The 22494-nt window shown below is 65.3% G+C and carries 18 protein-coding genes; 7 read left to right on the plus strand and 11 right to left on the minus strand.

Annotated features, from left to right (window positions below):
• Positions 1–231: 231 nt before the first annotated feature.
• Positions 232–1545, plus strand: a complete 1314-nt coding sequence (gene lplT / locus JL37_RS08745; protein WP_043543384.1) for a lysophospholipid transporter LplT — start codon at positions 232–234, stop codon at positions 1543–1545.
• Positions 1546–1606: 61 nt separating this feature from the next.
• Here the strand turns inward: lplT and JL37_RS08750 are convergent, their stop codons facing one another.
• On the minus strand, positions 1607–2539 hold the full coding sequence (locus JL37_RS08750; RefSeq protein ID WP_043543836.1) for a uracil-DNA glycosylase: 933 nt from the start codon (positions 2537–2539) through the stop codon (positions 1607–1609).
• Positions 2539–3795, minus strand: coding sequence for a bifunctional tRNA (adenosine(37)-N6)-threonylcarbamoyltransferase complex dimerization subunit type 1 TsaB/ribosomal protein alanine acetyltransferase RimI (locus JL37_RS08755; RefSeq protein ID WP_043543386.1), 1257 nt, complete (start codon positions 3793–3795; stop codon positions 2539–2541). The genes JL37_RS08750 and JL37_RS08755 overlap by 1 nt, the downstream gene beginning before the upstream one ends.
• Before the next feature lie 131 nt (positions 3796–3926).
• Between JL37_RS08755 and ompR the strand changes: the two genes are divergently transcribed.
• The 4 genes from ompR (at position 3927) to JL37_RS08775 (ending at position 7292) form a co-directional block, all read left to right on the plus strand.
• On the plus strand, positions 3927–4661 hold the full coding sequence (gene ompR / locus JL37_RS08760) for a two-component system response regulator OmpR (protein WP_003813882.1): 735 nt from the start codon (positions 3927–3929) through the stop codon (positions 4659–4661).
• A 4-nt stretch (positions 4662–4665) separates the two neighbouring features.
• Positions 4666–6090 (plus strand): ATP-binding protein, encoded by a 1425-nt coding sequence (locus JL37_RS08765; RefSeq protein ID WP_156124267.1) that lies wholly within the window; start codon positions 4666–4668, stop codon positions 6088–6090.
• Positions 6091–6146: 56 nt separating this feature from the next.
• The gene (locus tag JL37_RS08770) at positions 6147–6695 is read left to right on the plus strand and encodes a peroxiredoxin (protein ID WP_006389231.1); all 549 of its coding nucleotides are present in this window, start codon (positions 6147–6149) and stop codon (positions 6693–6695) included.
• A 75-nt stretch (positions 6696–6770) separates the two neighbouring features.
• The gene (locus tag JL37_RS08775; RefSeq protein ID WP_043543388.1) at positions 6771–7292 is read left to right on the plus strand and encodes a carboxymuconolactone decarboxylase family protein; all 522 of its coding nucleotides are present in this window, start codon (positions 6771–6773) and stop codon (positions 7290–7292) included.
• 102 nt (positions 7293–7394) lie between these two features.
• Here the strand turns inward: JL37_RS08775 and ispF are convergent, their stop codons facing one another.
• Complete coding sequence (gene ispF / locus JL37_RS08780; RefSeq protein WP_043543389.1) at positions 7395–7883, minus strand: 2-C-methyl-D-erythritol 2,4-cyclodiphosphate synthase; 489 nt, start codon at positions 7881–7883, stop codon at positions 7395–7397.
• On the minus strand, positions 7880–8563 hold the full coding sequence (gene ispD / locus JL37_RS08785) for a 2-C-methyl-D-erythritol 4-phosphate cytidylyltransferase (RefSeq protein ID WP_043543391.1): 684 nt from the start codon (positions 8561–8563) through the stop codon (positions 7880–7882). The genes ispF and ispD overlap by 4 nt, the downstream gene beginning before the upstream one ends.
• A gap of 29 nt (positions 8564–8592) precedes the next feature.
• On the opposite strand from ispD, the gene mfd reads away from it, so the two are divergent.
• On the plus strand, positions 8593–12075 hold the full coding sequence (gene mfd / locus JL37_RS08790; RefSeq protein ID WP_197064586.1) for a transcription-repair coupling factor: 3483 nt from the start codon (positions 8593–8595) through the stop codon (positions 12073–12075).
• Between the two features lie 23 nt (positions 12076–12098).
• Positions 12099–12956, plus strand: a complete 858-nt coding sequence (gene serB / locus JL37_RS08795; protein ID WP_043543394.1) for a phosphoserine phosphatase SerB — start codon at positions 12099–12101, stop codon at positions 12954–12956.
• Positions 12957–13496: 540 nt separating this feature from the next.
• Here the strand turns inward: serB and JL37_RS08800 are convergent.
• The 7 genes from JL37_RS08800 to JL37_RS08830 form a co-directional block, all read right to left on the minus strand.
• A complete protein-coding gene (locus JL37_RS08800) occupies positions 13497–15737 on the minus strand; it encodes a TonB-dependent siderophore receptor (protein WP_043543395.1) in 2241 nt (746 codons plus the stop codon).
• A gap of 426 nt (positions 15738–16163) precedes the next feature.
• Complete coding sequence (locus tag JL37_RS08805; protein ID WP_043543396.1) at positions 16164–16493, minus strand: DUF2818 family protein; 330 nt, start codon at positions 16491–16493, stop codon at positions 16164–16166.
• 15 nt (positions 16494–16508) lie between these two features.
• Complete coding sequence (gene nuoN / locus JL37_RS08810) at positions 16509–17993, minus strand: NADH-quinone oxidoreductase subunit NuoN (protein ID WP_043543397.1); 1485 nt, start codon at positions 17991–17993, stop codon at positions 16509–16511.
• 9 nt (positions 17994–18002) lie between these two features.
• Positions 18003–19505, minus strand: coding sequence for an NADH-quinone oxidoreductase subunit M (locus JL37_RS08815; RefSeq protein WP_043543398.1), 1503 nt, complete (start codon positions 19503–19505; stop codon positions 18003–18005).
• The gene (gene nuoL, locus JL37_RS08820) at positions 19502–21517 is read right to left on the minus strand and encodes an NADH-quinone oxidoreductase subunit L (RefSeq protein WP_043543401.1); all 2016 of its coding nucleotides are present in this window, start codon (positions 21515–21517) and stop codon (positions 19502–19504) included. Before nuoL ends, JL37_RS08815 begins: the two co-directional genes overlap by 4 nt.
• A 17-nt stretch (positions 21518–21534) precedes the next feature.
• On the minus strand, positions 21535–21843 hold the full coding sequence (nuoK, locus tag JL37_RS08825) for an NADH-quinone oxidoreductase subunit NuoK (protein ID WP_025137065.1): 309 nt from the start codon (positions 21841–21843) through the stop codon (positions 21535–21537).
• On the minus strand, positions 21840–22478 hold the full coding sequence (locus JL37_RS08830) for an NADH-quinone oxidoreductase subunit J (protein WP_043543403.1): 639 nt from the start codon (positions 22476–22478) through the stop codon (positions 21840–21842). The genes nuoK and JL37_RS08830 overlap by 4 nt, the downstream gene beginning before the upstream one ends.
• Positions 22479–22494 lie beyond the last annotated feature (16 nt).

Consider the following 22494-nt stretch of genomic DNA (forward strand, 5'->3'; position numbering starts at 1 on the left):
CGTTAACGGACCTGCCGCGCAGATTGCAAACCGGCCCATCGAGGGCCGGCTCTCATATGGCTCGTATGATACCGCAGCCGGTCCGCCCCCAAACGTTAGCAAGCGTCAACCCGCGGGCAAACGCTCAATGGCCGCCGTTTGGGCTCCGGCTATACTCCCTGACACTTTTTGGCACGACACATAAATTTTCACGCGGACTGGCCGGGCTCCGGCCGAAGAACGGGGACATTCTTGAAACGTGGTTTCTATCTGGTCATGGCCGCGCAGGCCTTCTCGTCATTGGCGGACAATGCGCTGTTCATCGCAGCCATCGCCTTGATACAGGAACTGCACGGCCCCGACTGGTTGGCCCCCATGATGAAATGGTCGTTCGCGCTGGCCTATGTCGTGCTGGCCGCCTTCGTCGGAGCGCTGGCCGACTCCTTCCCCAAGGGGCGCGTGATGTTCTCGACCAACGCGCTGAAGGTCGGCGGCTGCATGCTGATGTTCTCCTACGCCAACATCGGCATCCCCGAGCAATACCAAACCTACCTGGTCTGCATGGCCTACGGCATCGTGGGCATCGGCGCCGCGGCCTACTCCCCCGCCAAGTACGGCATCGTGACCGAAATGCTGCCTCCGGCCATGCTGGTCAAGGGCAATAGCTGGATCGAGGGCCTCACGGTCTTCTCCATCATCCTGGGCACCGTGTTGGGCGGCGTGCTGATTTCGTCGTCCGTTTCCGCCGCCCTGCTCAGCCATTCGTTCATCGGCAAACTGGTCCACACGCCGGCCGAGGCCGCGATCCTGGTCATCGCGTTCGTCTATCTGCTGGCGGCGCTGTGCAACCTGATGATTCCGCACACCCACGTGCGTTACCCCCCGCAACAGAAAAATCCCGTGCGCCTCGTCCGCACCTTCTGGGGCTATGTCCGTGTGCTCTGGAAGGACAAGCTGGGCCAGATCTCGCTGGCCGTCACCACGCTCTTCTGGGGCGCGGGCGCCACGCTGCAGCTGATCGTCATCGAGTGGGGCCGCAGCCACCTGGGGTACCAGCTGGACAAGGCCTCGATGCTGATGGGCGTGGCCGCGCTGGGCACGGTGGTCGGTTCCATCCTGGCGGGCCGTATCCCGCTGCGCCGCGCGCTCTCCGTCCTTCCGGTCGGCGCGGCCATGGGCCTGGTCGTGCTGCTGATGCCGCTGGTCTATTCGCCTTGGAGCGTCTACCTGCTGCTGCTGATCACGGGCGGCCTGGCGGGTTTCTTCGTGGTTCCCATGAACGCCCTTCTGCAGCACCGCGGCCACGTCCTGCTGTCGGCCGGCCACTCCATCGCCGTGCAGAACTTCAACGAACAGCTCAACATCCTGCTGATGGTGGCCATGTACACGCTGCTGCTGTGGCTGCAGCTGCCGATCAATGTGATCATCGTGATCTTCGGCACCGTGGTCGCCGTGCTGATGGTGGTCTTCATGCGCTGGAGCAAGCGCAACCTGCAGGCCAACCCCGAGCTTCATGAGCAAATCGGCCAGGAAGGCCACGGCCGCGCGCTGGACTCCTCGCACTAAGCAATTGATCTTCCAAAGAAAAACCGGGCTGGCGCCCGGTTTTTTTTCGTCAGGAGGAAACTCAGCCCATGCGGGCCGCCAGCTTCAGGTCCTGCCAGGCGCGCGCCTTTTCGCCGGGGCTGCGCAGCAGATAGGCCGGGTGATAGCTGACCACCACCGGAATCTGCACGCCCTCGTCCGTCTTCAATTGATGGATGCGGCCGCGCAGGCTGCCGATCGTGGCGTCGGTGCCCAGCAGCGTCTGGGCGGCAAAACGGCCCAGGACCAGGATCCGCTCCGGCTTGAGCAGGGCGATCTGCCGCATCAGGTACGGGCTGCAGGCCGCGATCTCCTCGGGCTTGGGGTTGCGGTTGCCCGGCGGCCGGCACTTGATGACGTTGGTAATGAAAACATCGCGCTCGCGGCTCATGGACACGGCCGACAGCATGGCGTCCAGCAACTGGCCGGACCGGCCCACGAAAGGCTGGCCCTGCCGGTCCTCTTGCTCGCCGGGAGCCTCGCCCACCACCAGCCAGCGCGTCGGCTGGCCGCCATGGCCGAACACCGCATTGCGGCGGCCCTTGCACAGGCCGCAAGCCTCGCACGACACGACCTGCTCGCGCATCTCGTCCAGGGTGGAATTCCTGATGGCCTCGGCCACCGGGATCGGCGCGGGCGCCTCCGCTTCGGCCACCACCTTGGGGGGAGGCGGCGGCGGCGGGCCCTTGCGGTTCAGGATGGAAGCGGGAATGCCCGGGCGGCCCGGCACGGGTTCCGCGGCAGGCGTCGCAGGCGCGGCGGGCCGGGCCGCAACCTCGACGGCCGGCGCTTCGGCCGCGGGCGCGGATACCGGAAAAACAGGTTTTGAAACAGGGACTTGCGGCTCGGCGGCCGGGCGGCTTGCCGCCGGCGCCGGCCGCAGCCACAGCCGTTCCATCCCGATCTCGCGCAGCCAGATCCTCTGGAGAGGATTGACCCGGGGAGCGGCCGGCGCAGGCGTGGAGACGGGCGTCATCATGCAGCCTCTCCGGTTGCGGCGGCAAAGCGCTTCTGCATGACCAGCGCATCTTCCCGGCCGCCCTTTTCGGCGGGATAGTAGCCGCGGCGCACGCCGATCTGCAGGTAGCCGTGCCGCTTATAGAAACTGATGGCCGACGCGTTGGACGGGCGCACTTCCAGCAGCACGCCCTCCAGGCCGCGCTCGCGCGCCTGCTGTTCGCACCAGTCGAGCAGGATGCCGCCCAGCCCCTGGCGGTGCAGCTTTCTGGCCACGGCGATCACCAGCAGATGGGCCACGTCCGGGGCGAACATGACGATACAGAACCCCGCCAGCTTGCCGTCGCGCCGCAATACCCAGGCGCCGTAGCCGGCCGCCAGGGCATCGGCGAAATTGCCGCGGGTCCAGGGGAAGGACTGCACGTGCGCCTCCAGCGCCACCACCTCGTCCAGGTCCGCATCAGTCATCGGCTGCGGAACCGAGGGCGCCAGCGACGGCTGGGCCTTGGGATTGCCGCCCTGCCCGAGCATGCGCTCGGCCGTGGTGAAAGCCACCTTGTCCCGCACATAGAGCGGCGCGGCCAGCTCGGGAGCCAGAGCCTCGCCGCGCAGCCAGCCTTGCCGCGCAAGGCGGGCGACGCTGGCCGCTTCCGGCCGCTGCGCGCCCGCGGCGCGGCGCCATTGCCCGGGATAGGCCATTTCCGCGGCGTACGCATCCCACGCATCGCCCGCCAGCAACACCCCAAGCGGCCGGCCCGCGCCGGCCGACCAGCCCTGCAGGTGATGCGCGGCCCAGGGCACGACTTCGGCCGCCGCGATCAGCATCGGCGGCTGCAGCGTTTCCCAGGCGATTTCGCCTTCGGCCATGCCCGTCTGGCGGTAGACCGCCAGATAGACTTCATTCATGCGGGCGTCCAGCGCCACGACTATCGCGTCCTCGGGCGAGGCTTGCACCTGGGCGGCGACCGCCTGATGAGAGACAATGGGCAATACAGGAATGCCCAGCCCGAGGCCCATGCCCTGAGCTACCCCGCAAGCCACCCGCAGGCCCGTGAAGCCGCCCGGCCCCTGGCCGAAGGCCACCGCATGCAGGGAGCCTGGCGTCAGCCCGGAGGCCGCCAGCAGCTCGTTGGCCATGGGCAAAAGCCGTTCCGCGTGCTCCTGGGAGCCCTCGTGTTCCCTGACGCTGACCTCCAGCCGGCCGCCGGCCGCGCGCAAGAGAGCCACGCCGCAACGGGACGAAGAAGTTTCCAAGGCCAGCAGGTTTAGTTCCATAGATGCAGATTGTACGAAATACCGAGGCTCCGCCCCCGGTTGTAAGGGGGATTTCAACGATGGATCGCAATGTGTAATATCTTGTGAACGCCCACTAGCCGCTGGTTCTTGTCACTGTTACATTTCCGGCCATGAATACGCAAAACACCACCCCCACCCGAAAAATCCTCGTCGTCGACGATGATCCGCGCTTGCGCGATCTGCTGCGCCGGTATCTGTCCGAGCAGGGATTCAACGTTTTCGTCGCCGAAGACGCGAAAGAGATGGGCAAACTCTGGCAACGCGAGCATTTCGACCTGCTCGTGCTGGATCTGATGCTGCCCGGCGAAGATGGCCTGTCCATCTGCCGCCGGCTGCGCGGTGGCCATGACAATACTCCCATCATCATGCTGACGGCCAAGGCGGAAGAAATCGACCGCATCGTCGGCCTGGAGATGGGCGCGGACGACTACCTGTCCAAGCCGTTCAACCCCCGGGAACTGCTGGCGCGGATCAACGCCATCCTGCGCCGCCGCGGCACCGAGGAACACCCCGGCGCCCCCAGCCAGGAGAACGAATCCATCGCCTTCGGCCCCTACGTGCTGAACCTGTCCACCCGCACGCTCACGCGCAACGGCGAACAGGTACCCATCACCACGGGCGAATTCTCGGTGCTCAAGGTGTTTGCGCGCCACCCGAAGATCCCGCTCTCGCGCGACAAGCTCATGGAACTGGCGCGCGGCCGCGAATACGAGGCCTTCGATCGCAGCCTCGACGTCCAGATCTCGCGTTTGCGCAAGCTGATCGAGCCCAATCCGTCCAAGCCCGTATTCATCCAGACCGTCTGGGGCCTGGGGTACGTGTTCGTGCCGGATGGTGGCAGCTGACCGGCTGGCCCGCCCCGGGCAGGAGCGCAGCCTCGTGCCCCGCTTGCGCAGAACCTTCAGGAACCTGACATCTCGATTGCGGCTCGGCTTGTTCGGCCGCACGTTCCTGTTGCTCGCCGCGCTGATGCTCGTCAGCCTGGGCGCGTGGCTACAAGTTTTCTTCAGCATGGAGCTGGGACCGCGCGCCAATCAAATGGCGCAGCGGGTGATCACGGCCGTCAATATCACGCGCACCGCGCTGATCTATTCCCATAACGACGAACGCAGCAAGCTCCTGCTGGACCTGGCCACCAACGAAGGCATCCAGGTCTACCCGCGCGAAGTCACCGACTTCGCCGAGGCCCTTCCCGACGACGACTACTGGCAACGCGTTGCCCAGCACATCCGCACGCGCTTCGGCCCGGAGACGCAGATCGCCTGGGGCGTGAACCAGGTGCCCGGCTTCTGGGTCAGCTTCCAGATAGAAAAGGACCTGTACTGGCTCGTGTTCGAACGGGAGCAGATAGGGTTGACCGGCGGGATCGAATGGCTGGGCTGGGGCGCAACGGCATTGCTGCTATCCCTGGTGGGGGCCGCGGTCAGCGTGGGCTTCGTCAACCGGCCGCTATCGCGGCTGGCCCGGGCGGCGCAGGTGCTATCGCGCGGCGAGACGCCCGCCGCCCTGCCCGAACAGGGCCCGCTCGAGATCCGCGACCTGAACGCCTCGTTCAACCGGATGGCCAAGGACCTGAGGCAGGCAGAGGCGGACCGCGAGCTGATGCTGGCGGGGATCTCGCACGACCTGCGCACGCCGCTCGCTCGCATGCGGCTCGAGATCGAACTGAGCGGCGTTTCCGAAGACGCCCGCCAGGCCATCGACGAAGACCTGGGCCAGATCGACCACAGTATCGGCCAATTGATGGAGTACGCGCGTCCGGCCGGCACGCTGCCGCAGCTGGCCACGGATATTTCCGCCGTGCTGGCCGAGCTCTACGAACGCGAACGCAGCCATACCGCGTCGCTGGGCGGCGAGCTGGAAGCGTCGCTGGAGCCCGGCCTGCGCGCCCGCATCACGGCGCTGGACCTCAAGCGCATCGTCAGCAACCTGATCGAGAACGCCCGCCGCTATGGCCGCTCGTCCGATGGAATGGCCCATCTGGTCATGACATTGCAAGCTGACGGCGCCATGATCGCGATCGAGGTGTCCGATCGCGGCCCGGGCATCGCCCCCGAGGATGTCGACCGCCTGCTGCGGCCCTTCTCCCGCGGCGAAGCCGCCCGCACCGGCGTCAGCGGCGCGGGCCTGGGCCTGGCGATCGTCGAGCGGCTCCTCAAGCACGTGGGCGGTTCCCTGCGCATGCTTCCCCGCGAAGGAGGCGGGCTGACCGCCAGGATAGAGCTGCCCAAAGCCAAGTTTAGGAATTATCAATTAGACAACGATAATCCATAGCGTAGAATTTATGGTTTGAGGCACAGCCTTAATTCCACCAACAACTGGGAGTAAACATGAAAACTGTTGGCGACAAACTCGAGCCCTTCAAGGTCACCGGCGTCAAGCCCGGCTTCAACCAGCACGAAGAAAATGGCGTGTCGGCGTTTGAAGACATCACCGAAAGCTCGTTCCCCGGCAAGTGGAAGGTGATCTACTTCTACCCGAAAGACTTCACGTTTGTTTGCCCGACCGAAATCGTCGGCTTCAACAAGCTGGCCAAGGATTTCGAAGACCGCGACGCAGTCCTGCTGGGCGGTTCGAGCGACAACGAATTCGTCAAGCTGGCCTGGCGCCGTGAGCACCCGGACCTGAACAAGCTGGGTCACTACCAGTTCGGCGACACCACCGGCGCCCTGATCGACCAACTGGGCGTCCGTGAAAAGGGCGCTGGCGTGGCCCTGCGCGCCACCTTCATCGTCGACCCGGACAACACGATCCAGCACGTTTCGGTGAACAACCTGAACGTCGGCCGTAACCCGGAAGAAGTCCTGCGTCTGCTCGACGGCCTGCAAACCGACGAGCTGTGCCCGTGCAACCGTACGGTTGGCGGCGCCACGCTGTAATTTCCAGCCCGGCCAGGGATCTGCCCAGCAGGTCCCGCGCTGGGCTTTAACTGCTCTAGATTATAGGTAAAAACTATGGAATTTCTTACGACCATTAAGGAACAGCTGCCGGATTGGGCCAAGGACATCCGCCTGAATCTGGACGCCGTGATCGCCCGCTCCACGCTGGCACCCGAAGACGCGGTGGGCGCCGCCCTGTCCGCCGCCTACGCCGCGCGCAGCCCGGCGCTGGTCGAAGCCTTCAAGAGCGGCCTGTCGGAAGCCGACGCCAACGCCGCATTGACCGCCTCGGCCCTCATGGGCATGAACAACACCTGGTATCCCTACGTGGAAATGACCGGCGACCCCCAGCTGAAGAGCCTGCCCGCGCAACTGCGCATGAACGCCTACGCTACCCACGGCGGCGTGGAAAAGAAGCGCTTCGAACTGTTCGCGCTGGTGGCGTCCATCATCGGCAAATGCCACTTCTGCGTGGCCTCTCACTACGAGAACCTGAAGAACGACGGCCTGTCGACCGAACAGCTGCGCGACGCCGGCCGCATCGCCGCGGTCGTCAATGCCGCCGCGCTGGCGCTGGCCGCCCAGGGCAAAGCCTAATACTGCGTGTGTCTGACACCTTCGGTGTCTGACACCGCCCGTATTCTCTTTCCGCGTGTGTCTGACACCTTTGGTGTCTGACACCGCCCGTATTTACCTCCCCTATCCAGCCTTCGCCAACAGCACGACCACCGTCGCCGCTATCCCTTCCTTTCTTCCCAGGTATCCCAGGCCTTCGTTCGTCTTCGCCTTGACGTTGACCTCGGTCTCGGCCAGGCCCGTGTCCGCGGCGATGTTCTTCACCATGGCCGGCGCGTGCGGGCCGATCTTGGGCGCCTGTGCATGCAGGGTGGCGTCGATGTTGACCGGCGTCCAGCCGGCCTTGCGCACGCGGGCCATCGCCTCGCGCAGCAGCACGCGGCTGTCGGCCCCTTTGAAGGCCGGGTCCGTGTCCGGGAAATGGCGCCCGATATCGCCCAGGCCCGCGGCGCCCAGCAGGGCGTCGGTGATCGCGTGCAGCAGCACGTCCGCATCGGAGTGGCCCAGCAGGCCGTGCGTATGGGGGATCGTGACACCGCCGATGATCAGCGGCCGGCCCTCGACCAGCGCGTGCACATCGAAGCCCTGTCCGACGCGAAAGGGAATGCTCATAGCCATTTTTCCATCAGTTCGAAATCATCCGGCCACGTCACCTTGAAGTTGCGCATGGCGCCGGACACGAGCAGCGGCGCATAGCCGGCCGCCTCGATGGCCGACGCCTCGTCGGTGACGGTAACGCCGCTTACGGAGGCCGCCGTCAGCGCATCGCGCAGCACGCCGGCCCGGAACATCTGCGGGGTCTGGGCCTGCCACAAGCCATTGCGGTCGAGCGTGCGCTCGACGCGCCCATGGCCCGACTTGACGGTATCGGCCACCGGCAGGGCCAGCAGGCCGCCCACGGGATCCGCCAGGCAGGCGTCGATGAGACGGCCCAGGGCATCTGCGGGCAGGCCGGGGCGCGCGGCGTCGTGCACCAGCACCCAGGTATCGTCAGTGGCGCCGCTGTCCGCCAGCGCGCCAGCCACGGTATCGGCGCGCGTCGCGCCGCCGCAGGCCCGCCACACCGTGCGGGGCAGCCCCGCCAGCGCCGCGTCCACCCAGCCATCGCCCGGGGTCACCGCCACGCGCACCTGGGACACCCTTTCATCGGCCAGCAGCGCCCGTACCGCGTGGCGCAGCATGGGCTCTCCGGACAGGGGACGATATTGTTTGGGAACGGTCTCGTGCCCGGGCCGGCTGGCGCGGGCGCCGACGCCCGCTGCGGGCACGATCGCAATGATGGAGGCAGACATGGTGCGGTGATTTTATAATCTTCCGCTTGATGCCTGCTGCCAGCCTGATGCCTGCCCCAACTCTCCCCGCCACAGCCGCGCCCTCCGTCCCCGCGACGGCCCCCACCCTGTCCGCGCTCAAACCCGGTGCGCGCTATGCGCAGCCGCGGCCTCCGGGCTCGGGCGACGCCTGGCTGCTGGCGGACCTGGCGCGCCAGGCCTCCGCTCCCCTGGTCATCCTTACGGCCGAGCCGCTCGAAGCCCAGCGCCTGGCGGAGGAGATCCAGCTGTTCGCCCCCCACCTGCGCGTGCGCCAGCTCCCCGACTGGGAAACGCTGCCCTACGACGCGTTCTCGCCGCACCAGGACCTGATTTCTGAACGCCTGCACACGCTGCATTCGCTGATGACGAAATCGGTGGACGTGCTGACTGTGCCGGTCACGACGGCGCTCTACCGGCTGGCGCCGCCCTCGTTCCTGGCGGCCTACACCTTTTCCTTCAGGCAAAAGGACAAGCTGAACGAGGCGGCGCTGCGCGCCCAGCTGACGCTGGCCAATTACAACCACGTCACCCAGGTGACCGCGCCGGGTGAATTCTGCCTGCGCGGCGGGCTGATAGACCTGTTCCCCATGGGTTCGGTCGTGCCCTACCGCCTGGACCTGTTCGACGACGAAATCGAGACCATCCGTAGTTTCGACGTGGATACGCAGCGCAGCCTGTACCCGGTGCGCGAAGTGCAACTGCTGCCCGGCCGCGAGTTCCCCATGGACGAGGACTCGCGCACCCGTTTCCGCGCCCGCTTCCGAGAAGTCTTCGAAGGCGACCCGTCGCGCGCCCTGCCCTACAAGGACATCGGCAACGGCATCCCGTTCGCGGGGGTCGAGTACTACCTGCCCCTCTTCTTCGAAGAAACGGCCACCCTCTTCGACTACCTGACGGAAGGCACGGTCACCGTCACCGTGGGCGACATCGACGATGCGATCCAGCGCTTCAACCAGGACACCGCCAGCCGCTACGGCTTCCTGAAAAGCGACCGCGAGCGTCCGGTGCTGCCGCCGTCCGCGCTGTTCCTGGACAGCGAGGCGCTCCATTCCCACCTGAAGGCCTTCCGTCGCCTGTCGCTGGCCGCCGGGCAGCCGCATCCCGACTTCCGGGCCGCGCCCGACGTCAGCGTGGCCCGGCGGTCCGACGACCCCATCGCCAAGCTCCGCGCGCTGGTGCAGACGAGCCAGACGCGCGTGCTGCTGTGCGCGGATTCCGCGGGCCGGCGCGAGACGCTGGTGCAGATGCTGAATGAATTCGGCATCACGCCCGACGCGCAGCCGGACGCCATCGAAACCTTCCTGGCCTCGGACGCGCATTTCGGCATCGTTGCCGCGCCTCTGTCCACCGGCTTCCAGCTGCCTCAGGCCGAACTGGTCTTCCTGACCGAGAACGATCTGTACCCAGGCCTCGCGACGACCGGCCGCCGCGGCAAACGCGACCAGGAGCGCGCCAGCAACGTCGAAGCCATGGTGCGCGACCTGTCCGAGCTGCGCGCCGGCGATCCCGTCGTCCACGCGCAGCACGGCATCGGCCGCTACCACGGCCTGGTCAACATGGACATGGGCGAAGGCGAGATGGAGTTCCTGCATCTCGAATACGCCAGCGGCAGCACGCTCTACGTGCCGGTATCCCAGCTGCACGTAATCGCCCGCTACAGCGGCGCCGATCCGGAAGCCGCGCCCCTGCACCAGCTGGGCTCGGGCCAATGGGACAAGGCCCGCCGCAAGGCCGCCAAGCAGGTGCGCGACACGGCTGCGGAACTGCTGGCGCTGTATGCCCAGCGCGCCGCGCGCGAAGGTTATGCCTTCAATCTGCCGCTGAATGACTACCAGGCGTTCGCCGAGGGCTTCGGCTTCGAGGAAACGGCCGACCAGGCCGCCGCCATCGAGGCCGTGATAGCCGACATGACCTCCGGCCGCCCCATGGACCGCCTGGTCTGCGGCGACGTGGGTTTCGGCAAGACCGAGGTCGCCCTGCGAGCCGCCTTCCTGGCGGTGGCCAACGGCAAGCAGGTCGCCCTGCTCTGCCCCACCACGCTGCTGGCCGAGCAGCACGCGCAGACCTTCTCCGACCGCTTCGCCGACTGGCCGGTGCGCGTGGTGGAACTGTCGCGTTTCCGCTCGGCCAAGGAAGTGTCGGCCGCCATCGAGGGCATCAACGACGGCCGCGTCGACATCGTCATCGGCACCCACAAGATCCTGTCCAAGGACGTCAAGTTCAAACGTCTGGGCCTGGTCATCATCGACGAAGAGCATCGTTTCGGGGTGCGCCAGAAAGAAGCGCTGAAGGCGCTGCGCGCCGAGGTCGACGTGCTGACACTGACCGCCACGCCGATTCCCCGCACCCTGGGCATGTCGCTGGAGGGCATCCGCGACTTCTCCGTCATCGCCACCGCGCCGCAGAAGCGCCTGGCCATCAAGACCTTCGTCCGGCGCGAAGATGGCAGCACCCTGCGCGAAGCCCTGCTGCGCGAACTCAAGCGCGGCGGCCAGTGCTATTTCCTGCACAACGAGGTCGAGACCATCCACAATCGCCGCGCCCGCCTCGAGGAACTGGTGCCCGAGGCCCGCATCGCCGTGGCCCACGGCCAGATGCCCGAGCGCGAGCTGGAACAGGTGATGAAAGGCTTCTACCAGCAGCGCTACAACGTGCTGCTGTGCACCACCATCATCGAAACCGGCATCGACGTTCCCAGCGCCAACACCATCGTGATCCACCGGGCGGACCGCTTCGGCCTGGCCCAGCTGCATCAGCTGCGCGGACGCGTCGGCCGGTCGCACCACCAGGCCTACGCCTACCTGCTGACCCCCGGCGAAGACGCGATCACCAACAACGCCAAGAAGCGCCTTGAGGCGATCCAGGCGATGGAAGAACTGGGATCCGGCTTCTACCTCGCGATGCACGACCTCGAAATCCGGGGCACCGGCGAGGTGCTGGGAGACTCGCAGTCGGGCAACATCCAGGAAGTGGGTTTCTCGATGTACAACGAGATGCTCAACGAGGCCGTCCGGGCGCTGCGCGCCGGCGAAGAGCCCGACCTCGACGCCCCCTTCAACTTGGCTTGCGAGGTCAACCTGCATGCGCCGGCGTTGCTGCCCTCGGACTATTGCGCCGACGTGCACGCCCGCCTGGGCATCTACAAGCGCCTGGCGCATGCCGCCGACGAGGACGACCTGATCCGCATCCAGGAAGAGCTGATCGACCGTTTCGGGAAGCTGCCGGAAGCCGCCCAGACGCTGCTCGCCACGCACCGCCTGCGCCTGGCGGCGCAGCCGCTGGGCATCGTCAAGATCGACGCCAGCGAAACGCAGGCGCTGCTGCAGTTCGGCGCCAAGACCTCGGTGGATCCCGCCAGGATCATCGAACTCGTCCAGCGCCAGCGCCACATCAAACTGGCGGGACAGGATAAATTGCGGGTTGAGATCAAGGCCCCGCAGGTTCCGGCCCGCGCCGACGCCGTGCGCGCCGTATTGCGCGCCTTGAAGTAACCGCACCCTACACTCGAATTTCTATGACTACCCATCACCTTGTCGTCCAATCCCCCGCCTTGAGCGTCGAGCATGCTGAACAGCTGGCGGCCCTGGCCCAGGCGCAGGGCATCGCCCGCATCAGCGCCACCGCCGCCCGCCTGCTCGACGTGCAGCACGACGACGAAACCCGCGCCGAGGTCGTGGACTGGGCCGAACGCCATGACGTCGACGCCGCGTTCCTGCCCGCGGGCCTGAAGCTTTCGAGCTGCAAGGTGCTGGCCATGGACATGGACTCCACGCTGATCAACATCGAGTGCATCGACGAGATCGCGGGCGTGGTCGGCGTGAAGGACAAGGTGTCCGAGATCACCGAGGCCGCGATGCGCGGCGAAATCAAGGACTTCTCGGAAAGCCTGCGCCGCCGCGTCGCCCTGCTCGAAGGCGCGCCGGCCGATGCGCTGGAACAGGTGTACGCGGAAAAGCTGCGCCTGAACCCGGGCGCCGAGCGCCTGATCTCCACGGCCCAGGCTGCCGGCATCAAGGTGCTCCTGGTCTCCGGGGGCTTCACCTTCTTCACGGAGCGCCTGCGCGAACGGCTGAACCTGGACAGCGCGCATGCCAACACCCTGGAGATTTCCAACGGCGTGCTGACGGGCAAGGTGTTGGGAGACATCCTGGACGCCGACGCCAAGGAGGCGCACCTGCGGGATTTCGCCCGCCGGCACGGCGCGGCCCGGGAACAGATCATCGCGATGGGCGACGGCGCCAACGACCTGAAGATGCTGGGCGCCGCGGGCTTCCCCGTGGCCTACCACGCAAAGCCGCTGGTGCGCCAACAGACCCGTTACGCGCTCAACGTGTCCGGCCTGGACGGCGTGCTGAACTGGTTCGAAAGCTGATAGACGGGGAGCGGCGTGCTGAACTGGTCCGAAAGCTGAGCGGCTTGGACCGGCGCTGCCCGCCCCGGGAGATGCGTTGCGCGGGCGATGGGTTGCGCGCGTTGAGCGCCGGCGCATTGGCGGCGGTCAAGGCGCGCTACACCCATCCTACGTCGTTTGCCCGCCTCACCATTCCGTAGGATGGGTGCAGCGCGCGACAGCCCGCGCAAGAACGACAACACCCAACGCGCGCAACCCATCATCACCGCCCCCCGTAGGATGGGTGCAGCGCGCGACAGTCCGCACAAGAACCACAACACCCAACGCGCGCAACCCATCATCACCGCACCCCGTAGGATGGGTGCAGCGCGCGGCAGCCCGCGCAAGAACCACAACACCCAACGCGCGCAACCCATCATCACCGCCCCCCCGTAGGATGGGTGCAGCGCGCGACAGTCCGCACAAGAATCACAACACCCAACGCGCGCAACCCATCTTCACCGCCAAAAAAAAACCAACCAGGAAATTCCTGGCTGGTTTTTTCCGTTCCCGCTGTCGGGATCAGTAGCGCATGCGCAGCGACAGCAGCGCGGCGCGGCCCGTGCCCAGCGCGGCATAGTGCGCCGCATAGGCCTTGGTGTAGTAGGTCTCGTCGAAGATGTTCATCACGTTCAGCTGGGCCGACACGTGTTCGTTGAACTCGTAGGCCGCCATGGCGTCGAAGCGCCAGTACGAGGGCACCCAGCGCGCCTTGGGCGTGCCGTCGGTGTTCTTCGACGAATCCGAATTGCCGTACACCTTGTCCACGTAGTAGGCGCCGCCGCCGACCGTCAGCTTCGGCAGCACCTTGTAGGTGGTCCACAGGCTGAAGGCGTTGCGCGGCGTGTTGGGCAGGTCCTGGCCCACGGCGCCGCTGTTGAACGCGCCCTTGGTCATCTCGCTGTCCATGAAGGTGTAGCCGCCGAACACGTTCCACTTGGGCGTGATGCTGCCCGAGAAGCCCAGTTCGATGCCGCGCACCTTGGCCTCGCCGACCTGCTCGGTCTCGGTGGCCGACACCGCCACGCTGGTGTTCTTGCGGATGTCCTGGAACGCGGCCGCCGACAGCGTCAGGCGGTCATCGAACACCTGCCATTTCGTGCCCACTTCGACCGTGCGGCTCTTTTCCGGCTCGAGCGACTGGCTCGTCATCGACGCGGCATCGCTGACCGCGCTGGCGGCGACGGCCGACGGCGTCGACGACGTGCCATAGGTGGCGTAGATCGTGCCGTTGGGCATGGGCTTGTACGCCACGCCGACCTGGTAGTTGAAGAGATTGTCTTCGCGGCTGGTGCTGTAGAAAGCCGGCGTGCCTGCCGGATCGTTGCGGCCCTTCGCAATGTTGCTGCCGCTGGTGCGGTAGTTGTCCCAGCGCAGGCCCAGGCTGGCTTGCCACTGCTCGTTGAACTTGATCGTATCGAAACCGTAGAGCGCGACGGTGTCGGTGTTGTAGCGCGCGGGGTTGCCGTTGCGCTGCAGATGGCCGGGATAGTCCGTGCCCGGATCGGGATCCCACAGCGAAGCGCACATGGCCGAAACGGTCGTGCAAGTCGTGCTGGTCGGCACGCCCGACTGGGTGTAGCCGTCCTTGTCCTGCTTGATGTTGCTGTACTCGAAGCCCAGGTCGAACGAGTGCTTCAGGCTGCCCGTCTCGAATTCCCCGGTCAGGTCCGTCTGGTTGGCGAAGCTCTTGGTGACGTAATAGCCCGATTTGAGCGCGCGGTACACCAGGCCGTTGGGGACGTTGCCCTTGCTGTCGTCGGGGTTCGTCGCGGCGAAGTCGGTCGTGCCGCGGCCATAGCGCAAGACGTTGCGCAACTGCAGCTTGTCGGAAAAGTCGTGCTGGAAGTCGACCGTGGCGACGTCGTCGCGCGTCTTCATGAAGTCGCGGCCGGTCAGGCCGTAGAAACTCTTGCGGCTCACGCCCATGGTCTCCGTCACCGGCTGGCCCGTCTTCGGGTCATACGGAATGGAGTAGTCGGGCATGCTGTCGTCTTGGTAGTGGTAATAGCTCAGCGTGATGCGCGTCGGCGTACCCACGCCCAGCGTCAGCGAAGGCGCGACGCCCCAACGCTCGAAATCCACAGCGCTGTCGCGGCCCGGCACGTCGCCCTTGTTGCCCATCACGTTCAGGCGGAAGGCCGCCTTTTCGTCCAGGCGCCAGTTGCTATCGATCGTTGCGCGGTAGTTATTGTCCGTGCCGACCTGGATGGTGCCTTCCGTGAAGTCCGTGGTCTTGGGCGTTTTGCTGATCATGTTGATGCTGCCGCCCGCCCCGCCCCGGCCCGAATACACGGAGTCCGGACCCTTGATGATTTCCACCTCTTCCAGGTTGAAGGTGTCGCGCACCTGCGTGCTGGAATCGCGGATGCCGTCCAGGAAGATGCTGCCCGCGGAGTTCTGGCCGCGGATGATGGGCAGGTCGCCACCCGGGCGGCCGCCTTCGCCCGCGCCGAAGGTAATGCCCGGCGAATTGCGCAGCACGTCCTGCAGCGTGGAGGCCGACTGATCCTGGATCACCTGCTTGGGCACCACCTGCACGGTGCGCGGGGTATCCAGCAGGGGCGCGGTCATCTTCGGCGACGGCACGGTCGTCGTCTGGTAGGAAGACCCCTCGCCTTCCACGCGCACGGGCGCAAGCTGCGTCACCCCATCCGCGGACTGGGCGGCGGCGCAAGGGCTGATGAACAGGGCGGGAACTGCGATGGCGGCGGCCAGCGAGGTAGTGAGCGTATTCAGCGAATACGAATCTTGGGGCTTCAAACCAGCTTCTCCAATTGTGAATAGCAACGATTCTTGTTTTTTTAACGTTTGCGATTCTGAACCCGGTCGCTGAATGAAACCTGAACGAAGTATCCAAACCCATCCAAAAGATCAAAAAACAACACCTGGCCCGGGATTTAGCGGCTTGCACACCGCTCGCGGGCTGTTGGGGTCGGACCCTTTAACGCTCTTTATATTCTGACGAGAATCTGAACTCTTCGATCGTTTCGGTAAAGCGCTGCAGCCCGAAGCCGCGCCCGGAATGCGAGGATCCGCTGCCCTCCCCGCCGGGCTCCCGCAGCCCGAGGGAGCCGGCACGGGCCGTGCAGGAACGGCCTCAGGCGGCGCCGCCCGCCGGGCCGGTGCACTTGCCTATCCGCAAAAAAAAACGCCCCACAGGGCGTTTTCTTCGGGGACGGATACGGCTCAGGTCCGCAGGCGCGGATGCCGCTTGAACAGATACCGGTACACGAACCCGGGATAGGCCAGCACCAGGTACAGGCTCAGCGTAATCGCGTAGAACTCCCAGGTCTGGGAAAACCGGTTGCCCAGCGCGGACTCGAATGCGAAGCCCAGCGCGCCCACGATTGCGTAGAACACCAGCACCTCGAGCAGGCGGACCCAGAACGGCTTGACAGCCGGCGCCCCGCCCCGCTTCCAGGGCATGACCGCGAAAACCCGCTCGGTCAGGAACGGCAGATTCGCGCTGACCAGGGCCAGCGCGATCAGCAGCCATACCGCCAGGGTCTGGTTCATGGCCCCGTTTTCCGCTTACAGGCTCAGCGAGCTGCGGATGGCTTGCACGCACAGCGCCATCAGGCCGCCGGGCAGCAAGCCCAGCACCAGGATCAGGGCGCCGTTGATCGACAGGATGCCTCGCTGGCCGCTAGTGGCCACCATCGGCGCGGCGTCTGCCGCCGGTTCGTCGAAGTACACGACCTTGACCACGCGCAGGTAGTAGAACGCGCCGATCAGCGAGAACAGCACCGCGATCACCGCCAGCGTCACGTGGCCCGCGCTGACCAGGGCTTGCAGCACGGCCAGCTTGGCGTAGAAGCCCACCAGCGGCGGAATACCGGCCAGCGAGAACATCAGCAGCAGCACGATGGCGGCGTGCCACGGGCTGCGGCGGTTCAGGCCCTTCAGGTCGTCGATCTGCTCGCACTCGAAACCCTGGCGCGACAGCAGCAGCACGATGCCGAAGCTCGCCAGCGTGGTCAGCACATAGGTCAGCATGTAGAACAGCGAAGCGCCGTAGGCGGCGGACGACAGTTCAGGCTTGCCCGCGACCGAACCCGACATCAGGCCCAGCAGCACGAAGCCCATGTGCGAGATGGTCGAATAGGCCAGCATGCGCTTGAAGTTGGTCTGCGCGATGGCGGTCAGGTTGCCGATCGCCAGCGACAGCACCGCCAGGATCATCAGCATCGGCTGCCAGTCGGCAGCCAGGCCGTGCAGGCCGTCAACCAGCAGGCGCAGCGTGATGGCGAAGGCGGCCAGCTTGGGCGCGGCGCCCAGGATCAGGGTCACGGCGGTGGGCGAACCCTGGTAGACGTCCGGAACCCACATGTGGAACGGCACGGCGCCGAGCTTGAACGCCAGGCCGGAAACCAGGAACACGATGCCGAACACCAGGGCCAGCTTCTCGGCCTTGCCCGCGGCGATGACCTTGGCGACTTCGGCCAGGTCCAGATGGCCGGTGGCGCCGTAGACCATGGACATGCCGTACAGCAGGAACCCCGAGGCCAGCGCGCCCAGCACGAAGTACTTCATGGCGGCTTCGGTGGCCACGACGTTGTCGCGGCGCAGCGCGATCAGCGCGTAGAGCGCCAGCGACATCAGTTCCAGGCCCAGGTAGATGGAGATCAGGTTTCCGGAGGAAATCATCACCATCTGGCCCAGCAGGGCGAACAGCGTCAGCACATAGAGCTCGCCGCCCTTGAGCATGTCGCGCACCTGGGCGTAGACGCGGCCGTACACCAGGGTCGCGGCGACGGCGATGTAGGACGCGATCTTCAGCAGGTGCGACAGCTCGTCGGCGACGTACAGGCCATTGAAGGTCGAACCCGTGACGCCGTTCTTCCATTGCAGCGCCGACACGACGGTCAGCACGCCCAATGTGAGCATGGTCAGCAGGAACGTCGGCTTGCGCTCGGGGTGATTGCTGACCGCGTCGACGAGCAGGATAGCCAGGCCGAAAACCAGCAAGAGGATTTCCGGCGTCGCCAGGGCGAAATCGATTTGGGATTGCATCATTGTCTTGTCTTACAGTTTCGAGACGGCAACGTGTTGCAGCAGGGCCTCCACCGAAACGTGCATCACGTCGGTAAAGGGCTTGGGATAGATCCCCATGTACAGCACGGCGATCGCCATCGCGCCAAGAATCACGAATTCGCGGCGGTTGATATCGGTCAGCTCGCGGACGTGGTCATTGGCGACGTCGCCCAGGACCACGCGCTTGACCATCCACAACGAATACGAAGCACCCAGGATCAGGGCGGTGGCCGCCAGCAGGCCGATCCAGAAATTATGCTCGACCGCGCCCATGATCACCATGAACTCGCCGACGAAACCGCTGGTGGCCGGCAGGCCGCTGTTGGCCATCGAGAACAGGATGAAGAACGTGGCGAAGCGCGGCATCACGTTGACCACGCCGCCGTAGTCGGCGATGCGACGCGAGTGCATGCGGTCATAGAGCACGCCGATACACATGAACATGGCGCCCGACACGAAACCGTGGGAGATCATCTGGACGATGGCGCCTTCGACGCCGGCCGTGTTGAAGATGAAGAAGCCCAGGGTGACGAAGCCCATGTGGGCCACCGACGAATAGGCCACCAGCTTCTTCATGTCGTCCTGGACGATCGCGACCAGGCCGATGTAGATCACGGCGATCAGCGACAGCGTGATCATCAGTCCGGCCAGGCTGTGCGAAGCGTCGGGGGCGATCGGCAGCGAGAAGCGCAGGAAGCCATAGGCGCCCAGCTTCAGCATGATCGCGGCCAGCACGATGGAGCCGCCCGTGGGCGCCTCGACGTGGGCATCCGGCAACCACGTATGGACCGGCCACATCGGGACCTTCACGGCGAACGCCGCCAACAGGGCCACGAAGATCAGGATCTGCGGGGTGTAGCCCAGCTTGGTCTGCTGCCAGGTCAGGATGTCGAACGAACCGCCCGACGCGTTCCACAGGTAGATGAACGCGACCAGCGTCAGCAGCGAGCCCATCAGGGTGTACAGGAAGAACTTGAACGCTGCATACACGCGGTTCGGGCCGCCCCAGACGCCGATGATGATGTACATCGGGATCAGCGTGGCTTCGAAGAACACGTAGAACAGCATGCCGTCCAGCGCGCAGAACACGCCCACCATAAGACCCGACAGGATCAGGAAGGCTGCCATGTACTGGGCGACGCGGCTGGTGATGACTTCCCAGCCCGCCAGCACCACGATGATCGTGATGAAGGCGGTCAGGAGCACGAACCACATCGAGATGCCGTCGATACCGAGGTGGTAGTTGACGTTGAACGCCTCGATCCAGGAGGCCTTCTCCACGAACTGCATGGCGGCCGTGGTGGAGTCGAAACCCGTGTACAGCGGAATCGTGACCAGGAAACCGGCGATAGCGCCGATCAGCGACAGGCCGCGGGTCAGACCGGGACGGTCGTCACGGCCCACCGCCAGCACCAGCAGGCCGAATACGATCGGGACAAAGATCGCAAGCGTGAGCCAGGGGAAAGTGTTGGATGCCATCTCGCTTGCCATCATTGGGGAATCAGCACAAAGAAAGTCACCAGCGCCATGATGCCGATGATCATCGCGAACGCGTAGTGATAGATGAAGCCGGACTGCAGGTGGCGGCTGACCGCTGCCACCCAGCCCACCACACGGGCGCTGCCGTTGATCAGCAGGCCGTCGATGATGCCGCGGTCACCGGTCTGCCACAGGCCACGGCCCAGGCAGCGCATGCCGCGGGCGATGATCTGCTCGTTGACCCAATCCACGTAGTACTTGTTCTCGAGCACCTTGTTGATGCCCGACAGGCTGGACTGGATCTTGGCCGGAACCTTGGGGTTGATCAGGTAGCAGTACCAGGCGATGACCGCGCCGGCCACGACCAGCCAGAACGGAACAGTCTGGAAGGCGTGCAGGCCGAAGGCCACCCAGCCGTGCCACTCTTCATGCAGCTCGTGCATAGCGGGATGCTGCGGCAGGACCTTGATGGCGCCGTCGAAGAACTTGCCGAACAGCATCGGATCGACCACCCAGGCGCCGATGAGGACCGACGGGATAGCCAGAAGCACCAGCGGCAGCGTGACCACCCAGGGCGACTCATGCGGCTTGCCGCCATGATGGCCGTGGTCGTCGTGGCCGTGAGCGTCATGGCCATGGCCGTGGTCGCTGGTGTCGAAGCGTTCCTTGCCGTGGAAGACCAGGAAGTACACGCGGAACGAGTACAGCGAGGTCACGAACACGCCGATCAGGGTGGCGTAGTACGCGAAGTTCGCGCCCCAGACGTTCGCGGCGCCGGCAGCCTCGATGATGTGTTCCTTCGAGTAGAAGCCCGAGAAGAACGGCGTGCCGACAAGCGCCAGCGTGCCCAGCAGGAAGGTGATCCAGGTGATGGGCATGTACTTGCGCAGGCCGCCCATGTTGCGGATGTCCTGGTCGTGGTGCATGCCGATGATGACCGAGCCCGCGCCCAGGAACAGCAGCGCCTTGAAGAAGGCGTGGGTCATCAGGTGGAAGATCGCCACCGAGTAGGCCGAAGCGCCGAGCGCGACGGTCATGTAGCCCAGCTGCGACAGCGTGGAGTACGCGACCACGCGCTTGATGTCGTTCTGGATGATGCCCAGGATGCCCAGGAACAGCGCGCCGATGGCGCCGATCACGATGATGAACGACAACGCGGTGTTGGACAGCTCGAACAGCGGCGAGAAGCGCGCGACCATGAAGATGCCGGCCGTCACCATGGTGGCGGCGTGGATCAGCGCGGAGATCGGGGTCGGGCCTTCCATCGAGTCGGGCAGCCAGGCGTGCAGCGGAACCTGGGCCGATTTGCCCATGGCGCCGATGAACAGGCAGATGCAGGCGACCGTCAGCAGCATCCAGTCGGAACCGGGCAGCGTCAGGGCGGCCAGCTTGTCGGCCTGTGCGAAGACTTCGCCGTAGTGCATGGTGCCGGCATAGGCGAACAGCAGGCCGATGCCCAGCACGAAACCGAAGTCGCCGACGCGGTTGATCAGGAACGCCTTCATGTTGGCAAAGATCGCCGTGGGACGCGTGTACCAGAAGCCGATCAGCAGGTACGACACCAGGCCCACCGCTTCCCAGCCGAAGAACAGCTGCACCATGTTGTTCGACATCACCAGCATCAGCATGGAGAACGTGAACAGCGAGATGTACGAGAAGAAGCGCTGGTAGCCGGGATCGTCGGCCATGTAGCCGATGGTGTAGATGTGCACCATCAGCGACACGGACGTGACCACGACCATCATCATGGCCGACAGCGGATCGATCAGGAAGCCGATTTCCAGCTTGGTCTGGCCGATCAGGCTCCAGGTGTAGACCGCGCCGTCGAAGCGCAGGCCGTTGAGCACGTCGTTCAGCACCACCACCGAACCGATGGTGGAGATGAGCACGCCCAGGATGGTGATCATGTGCGAGGCGCGGCGGCCGATCGGACGGCCCAGGAACCCGGTGCCGAAAAGGCCCGCGAGAATCGCTCCGGCCAGCGGTGCCAGCGCGATGAGCAAGTAGAGATTGGGTGAGCTAGACATTTTCTTCCAATACCCCGTCAGCCCTTCAGGCGATCGAGATCATCGACGTTGATCGTGTTCAGGTTGCGGAACAGCAGCACCAGGATGGCCAGGCCGATCGCCGCTTCGGCGGCGGCCACGGTCAGGATGAAGAACACGAACACCTGGCCGGCGGTGTCGCCGAACCAGCTGGAAAACGCCACGAAGTTCATGTTGACGGCCAGGAGCACGAGCTCGATGGACATCAGGAGAATGATCAGGTTGCGGCGGTTCAGGAAGATGCCGAAGATCCCGATGGCGAACAGGATCGCCCCCAGAATCAGGTAATGGGCCAGCGTCAGCGTCATTTTTGTTCTCCATGGGACGAGGCACCGATCTGCGACTGGGCGCGCTCGCTCTGGGCGGTCATGCTCACCAGGCGGAAACGGTCCTTGGCACGCACGCGCACGGCGGCGACCGGGTCGTTGTACTTGACGTCGCGGCGGCGGCGCAGGGTCAGCGCAATGGCGGCGACCATGCCGACCAGCAGCAGCGCGGCGCCCACTTCAACGGCGTAGATGTACTGGGTGTACATGGCTTCGCCCAGCGCGCGGGCATTGTTGTAGTCGCCGGCGACCGGAGCCTGCGGGCCCGCGCCGTACCAGGTCGAACCCAGCACGAAGGCCATTTCCAGCACCATGACCAGGCCGATCACCAGGCCCAGCGGCAGGTAGGTCTTCATGCCCTGGCGCAGCGTATCCATGCGGATGTCGAGCATCATGACCACGAAGAGGAAGAGCACCATCACGGCGCCCACGTACACCAGCACGAGCAGCAGCGCGAGGAACTCGGCGCCGAGCAGCATCCACAGCATGGCCGCATTGGCGAATGCCAGGATCAGGTGCAGGACGGCGGTGACCGGACTGCGCGCGGTGATCACGCGGAATGCCGCGATCACCAGCACGGCGGCCAGTATGTAAAACAGGACAGTGGTAAAAGTCATGGATCAGACCCTGGGC

Source organism: Achromobacter sp. RTa (assembly GCF_000757485.1).
Lineage (GTDB): Bacteria > Pseudomonadota > Gammaproteobacteria > Burkholderiales > Burkholderiaceae_B > Achromobacter.